Annotated in this window: 5 protein-coding genes and 1 pseudogene; 2 read left to right on the forward strand and 4 right to left on the reverse strand. The window is 57.2% G+C overall.

Features of this window, described 5'->3' with window-relative positions; genetic code table 11:
* Together ACLQ7H_RS19150 and trpS are read left to right on the forward strand one after the other, a co-directional pair.
* Positions 1-90: pseudogene (locus ACLQ7H_RS19150) on the forward strand (phosphoglycolate phosphatase); the annotation flags it as partial.
* A gap of 2 nt (positions 91-92) precedes the next feature.
* The gene (gene trpS / locus ACLQ7H_RS19155; RefSeq protein ID WP_411754034.1) at positions 93-1,097 is read left to right on the forward strand and encodes a tryptophan--tRNA ligase; all 1,005 of its coding nucleotides are present in this window, start codon (positions 93-95) and stop codon (positions 1,095-1,097) included.
* Positions 1,098-1,140: 43 nt separating this feature from the next.
* Here the strand turns inward: trpS and cysG are convergent, their stop codons facing one another.
* From cysG to nirB, 4 genes are all read right to left on the reverse strand, one after another.
* Positions 1,141-2,544 (reverse strand): siroheme synthase CysG, encoded by a 1,404-nt coding sequence (gene cysG / locus ACLQ7H_RS19160; protein ID WP_411754035.1) that lies wholly within the window; start codon positions 2,542-2,544, stop codon positions 1,141-1,143.
* 52 nt (positions 2,545-2,596) lie between these two features.
* Positions 2,597-3,397 (reverse strand): nitrite transporter NirC, encoded by an 801-nt coding sequence (nirC, locus tag ACLQ7H_RS19165; RefSeq protein WP_411754036.1) that lies wholly within the window; start codon positions 3,395-3,397, stop codon positions 2,597-2,599.
* Between the two features lie 253 nt (positions 3,398-3,650).
* Positions 3,651-3,980, reverse strand: coding sequence for a nitrite reductase small subunit NirD (nirD, locus tag ACLQ7H_RS19170; RefSeq protein ID WP_411754037.1), 330 nt, complete (start codon positions 3,978-3,980; stop codon positions 3,651-3,653).
* Positions 3,977-5,278, reverse strand: a 1,302-nt coding sequence (gene nirB, locus ACLQ7H_RS19175) for a nitrite reductase large subunit NirB (protein ID WP_411754038.1), incomplete at its 5' end; no start/stop codon positions are given. The genes nirB and nirD, both read right to left, overlap by 4 nt.

Genomic DNA, 5,278 nt, shown 5'->3' on the forward strand with positions numbered 1-5,278 from the left:
GCCCTGAGCCACCCCGACCGCGTGTTGGAGCGCTTCGCCGATTTGTTGCCCGCACTTGGGCTGTCATCTTTAGAAGATCGGGAAATTTAACTATGAGTAAGCCCATCGTTTTCAGCGGCGCGCAGCCGTCCGGTGAACTGACTATCGGCAACTACATGGGGGCGCTGCGCCAGTGGGTGCAGCTGCAGGACGAGTTTGATTGCATCTACTGCATCGTCGATCTGCATGCCATCACCGTGCGTCAGGATGCACAACAGCTGCGTAAAGCCACCCTGGATACGCTGGCGCTGTACCTGGCCTGTGGTATCGATCCAGAGAAAAGCACCATCTTCGTACAGTCCCATGTGCCGGAACATACGCAACTGAGCTGGGTGCTGAACTGCTACACCTATTTCGGTGAACTGAGCCGCATGACCCAGTTCAAAGACAAGTCGACGCGCTATGCGGAAAACATCAACGCCGGCCTGTTCAGCTATCCGGTACTGATGGCGGCGGACATCCTGCTGTACCAGACCAATCAGGTGCCGGTTGGTGAAGACCAGAAGCAGCATCTGGAACTGAGCCGTGACGTTGGTCAGCGCTTCAACGCGCTGTATGGCGACGTGTTCAAAGTGCCGGAGCCGTTTATTCCGAAATCCGGCGCGCGCGTGATGTCGCTGCAAGAGCCGACCAAGAAGATGTCCAAGTCGGACGATAACCGTAACAACGTGATCGGTCTGCTGGAAGATCCGAAGGCGGTGACCAAGAAGATCAAACGTGCGATGACCGATTCACAAGATCCGCCGGTCATTCGTTATGACGTTGCCAATAAAGCGGGGGTGTCCAACCTGCTGGATATCCTTTCCGGTGTGACCGGCAAGAGCATTGCCCAGTTGGAAGCCGAGTTTGAGGGCCAGATGTATGGTCACCTGAAGGGCGCCGTAGCAGAGGCCGTGTCTGGTATGTTGGTTGAGCTGCAAGAGCGTTATCACCGTTTCCGCAACGATGAGGCTTTGTTACAGCAGGTGATGCGTGATGGTGCGGCGAAAGCCCGTGCTCGTGCGCAGGAAACCTTGGCGAAGGTGTATGAAGCCGTAGGTTTTGTACCGCATCCGTAACGGATACTGCATGCACAGAAAAAGCGGCCAATGGCCGCTTTTTTTACGCGCTTTTACTCACTTCGGCTGGTGCTTCCTGGCTGGCAAACCAGTTCAGCTTGCTGCGCAGGCTGACGACGCTGCCAACGATAATCAGGCTTGGGCTCTCAGCTTGTTTGGCTAACTCACCCAGTTGCGCCAGCTCGCCTTCGATCACTCGTTGGCGAGTTGAGGTGCCGTTCTCGACCAGCGCCACGGGCATCGAGGCAGCCATACCATGAGCGATCAACTGCTGCTGGATTGCTGCCGCCTGGGTTAATCCCATATAGAACACCAGCGTCTGCTGCTCGGCGGCAAGCTGTGCCCAGTCCAATCCGCCGTCGGCCTTGGCATGGCCCGTCACCAAACGCACGCTTTGTGCGTGATCGCGGTGGGTGAGGGGAATACCGCTGTAAGCCGAACAACCCGAAGCGGCAGTGATCCCTGGTACTACCGAGAAGGGAATGTCCGCTTCGGCCAGCGTTTCCAGTTCTTCGCCACCCCGGCCAAAGATGAAGGGATCGCCCCCTTTCAGCCTGACGACGCGCAGGCCTCGCCTGGCCTGTTCAACCAGGATCTGATTAATGTGTTCTTGTGGTACGCAGTGGTACCCGGCACGCTTGCCCACAAAGATGCGCTCGGCATCGCGGCGCACCAAGGCCATAATTTCTTCAGAGACCAGGCGATCGTAAACGACCACGTCAGCCTGTTGGATTTGTTGCAGGCCCTTCAGCGTCAGCAGACCAGCATCACCGGGGCCTGCGCCTACCAGGACCACTTCACCCTGTTCTTCAGGCCGATCGGTGAACAGTTTTTCAACCTGCTGGTTGGCCTGTGGGGTATCGCCGTTGGCCAGAGATTGCGCCAGCCTGTCGTGTACAAACAACCTTTCCCAGAAGCGGCGACGAGCGCCAATGCTGTCAAACTCCTGCTTCACCCGCTGGCGTAATGAACCCGCCAACCGAGCTAGTTGACCCAGATGCTGCGGCAGAATCGCTTCCAGTTTTTCCCGTAGCAGACGTGCTAGCACCGGGGCTTTGCCCCCGGAAGAAACGGCCACCATAATCGGCGAACGATCGATAATCGAAGGCATGATAAAGCTGGCGCGTTTGGGGTCGTCCACCACGTTGCAGAACACCTGCTGTTGGTTGGCGCACTGATAGACCAGGGCGTTGACTTCCACCCGATCGGTGGCAGCAATCACTAACCATTTTTCTGCCAGCAAGTCGGCAGAAAACTCACCTTCTACCAGCGTCAGCTGGCCTTGTTTGGCCCAGATCAGGAATTGCTCACTGAACTCGATCGCGTTGACGGTTAGCTGCGCACCGGCCTCCAGCAGCAGGCGAGCCTTACGTTCAGCGACTTCCCCGCCGCCAACCAGCAGGCAGGCTTTGTGTTGCAGTTGGCAGAAAATGGGTAAGTAATCCATCGGCAATCCTCGGGGAAGTGGTAAACGGGGGCAAAAGTGCACCCCAAAATCATTATGCGGTTTGGCGAGCAGTTGCAATCTCAGCCTGTGGACGCTGGGCACGTGGCGTTGCATACCAGTAACCGAGGCCCATAAAGACCGCACCGGAAACCATATTGCCCAGAGTCACCCACAGCAGGTTATGACCGATACCGCTCAGGGTATAGGCTTCGCTGTGGTGGCCGAACCAGGACAGGGCAAATAGCGTCATGTTAGCCACCGAGTGCTCGTAACCGGAAGCGATAAACGCCAGTAAACACCACCAGATGGCGATGAACTTGGCCGCGCCTTCAACGCGCAACGCCATCCAGATCGCCAGGCAAACCAGCCAGTTACACAGTACCCCTTTGAAGAACAGCACTTCTGCCGGGGCGGTGGTTTTGGCCAGCGCCACGGTATGTACCAGGCTGGTATCGATCGGCAGCAGGCTACCGCTGCCGTAATAATACATCAGCGCAACCAGCACCGAACCGAGCAGATTACCCAACCAGGTTTGTGGCAGCACGGCCCACATCTGGCTGTGCTTGATGGTGCCGGCCTTGACGCCCAACATCAGAAACATGGTGTGGCCGGTGAACAGCTCTGAACCGGCGATGATCACCAGCGTCAGTGCGATACCGAAGGTGGCCCCCATCACCAACGGACGGATGGACGGATCCACCAGGTTGCCGAGGGTAAAGATCAGGATGATACCAAGACCGACATAGGCCCCGGCCATAGCGGAACTGATCCAAAAGCCGAGCGGGCTCTCTTTGGCCAGTTTGACGATGCGTGCCGCGTTGGCAGCACATTTGTTGATGGTGTCGGTGAACATGGATTTCCCTGCAAATAAATAATAAAAAGTGTGTTTGTAATAAGGGTAATACCGGTCAGTTAGGCAAAAAGAAACGCCCTCACCCTAACCCTCTCCCACAGGGAGAGGGGACCGAACGAGCTAGTTGATTGCTTAGCGTTTTACCTTGCCTTGGTTGTTCTTACTCCCTACTTTCCGCAGCTGCATGGGCTAACTACGTGCTCTGGGCAGCTCCCTCTCCCTGTGGGAGAGGGGGGGAGTGAGGGGAGGCGAATTACTTAGCTGCCACCTGAACCAGGCCGTCGACTACCCGGCTGGCGAAGCTGGCCACGGAGCGGCTCTCATCTTCCAGACAGAAACCGTCGTGCAGGCGGAAATGCTGTTTTTTCAGTGGGCTGGCGACCCATAGTTCACCCTGATGCTCGGCAATCAGGCCTCGAGAAAGCACGCTGGCCTGGGCAAACGGGTCGATATTGCTGATGGCAAACAGCCGTTCGTCGGCATAAGGGCGGAATATCGCCACCTGCTGGGTGCCGATCAGCGCACACACGCCGGTCGCGGGCAGAATATCGGAGATGGGGCAAACGGTGATCCACTGGCTCATGCGTTGTTCTCCTCGGTTTCCAACAAGGTGACGGGAATGCGTTCATCCGGGCGTGCTGGGCGATGTTGCTCGCGCTCAGCCACGACCTGAACGTTAGGATCGCGCTGGCTGTTGTTAATAAAGTGAGCGAAACGCACCTGCGATTGAGGATTTTCGACCGTTGCTTTCCATTCGCAGATCACTGCTTCACGCAGGCGAGCAATTTCGGTTTCCAACTGAGCGTTGATGCCCAGCTTGTCGTCGATAATCACCTTGCGCAGATAATCGATGCCGCCTTCCAGGCTTTCCAGCCAGACGGAGGTACGCTGCAATTTATCGCCGGTGCGGATGTAGAACATCATGAAACGGTCGAGGTAACGCATCAGCGTTTCGTTGTCGAGATCGGCTGCCAGCAGGTCGGCATGGCGCGGTTTCATCCCGCCGTTGCCGCAGACGTACAGGTTCCAACCGTTCTCGGTGGCAATAATACCGACGTCTTTCCCCTGCGCCTCGGCACATTCGCGGGTGCAGCCGGAGACGCCAAACTTCATCTTGTGCGGGGTACGGATGCCTTTGTAGCGGTGTTCAAGCTGTACGCCGAAGCCAACGCTGTCACCCACGCCATAGCGGCACCAGGTGCTGCCGACGCAGGTTTTCGCCATCCGCAGCGCTTTGGCGTAGGCGTGGCCGGTTTCGAAGCCGGCGGCGATCAGTTTGCTCCAGATGGCGGGCAGATCGTCTTTCTGCGCGCCGAACATGCCGATACGCATTGAGCCGGTCATCTTGGTGTACAGGTTGTATTCTTTGGCGATCTGGCCGACGGCGATCAGACCTTCCGGCGTGATTTCACCACCGGCAGAACGTGGGATCACCGAGTAGGTGCCGTCTTTCTGGATGTTGCCAAGGAAGTTGTCGTTGGTGTCTTGCAGCGGCGTGTGCTGCGGCTTGAGCACATACTCGTTCCAGCAGGAGGCCAGCAGTGAACCGACGGTCGGTTTACACACTTCGCAGCCGTAACCCTTGCCGTATTTCGCCAACAGCTCGTCGAAGGACTTGATGCCTTCAACCCGGATCAGGTGGTACAGCTCCTGGCGGGAATAGGCAAAGTGTTCGCACAGGTGATGGTTAACCTCGATACCCTGTTTGCTCAGTTCAGCGTTCAGCACCTGAGTGATCAGAGGGATACAGCCGCCGCAGCCGGTACCGGCCTTGGTCTCGGACTTGATCGCCGCCACGGTATGGCAACCCATATTCACCGCTTTGATGATATCGCCCTTGCTGACGTCGAAGCAGGAACAGATCTGTGCGGTTTCTGGCAG

The sequence above is a fragment of the Serratia sp. (in: enterobacteria) genome (assembly GCF_046715635.1).
GTDB lineage: Bacteria > Pseudomonadota > Gammaproteobacteria > Enterobacterales > Enterobacteriaceae > Chania.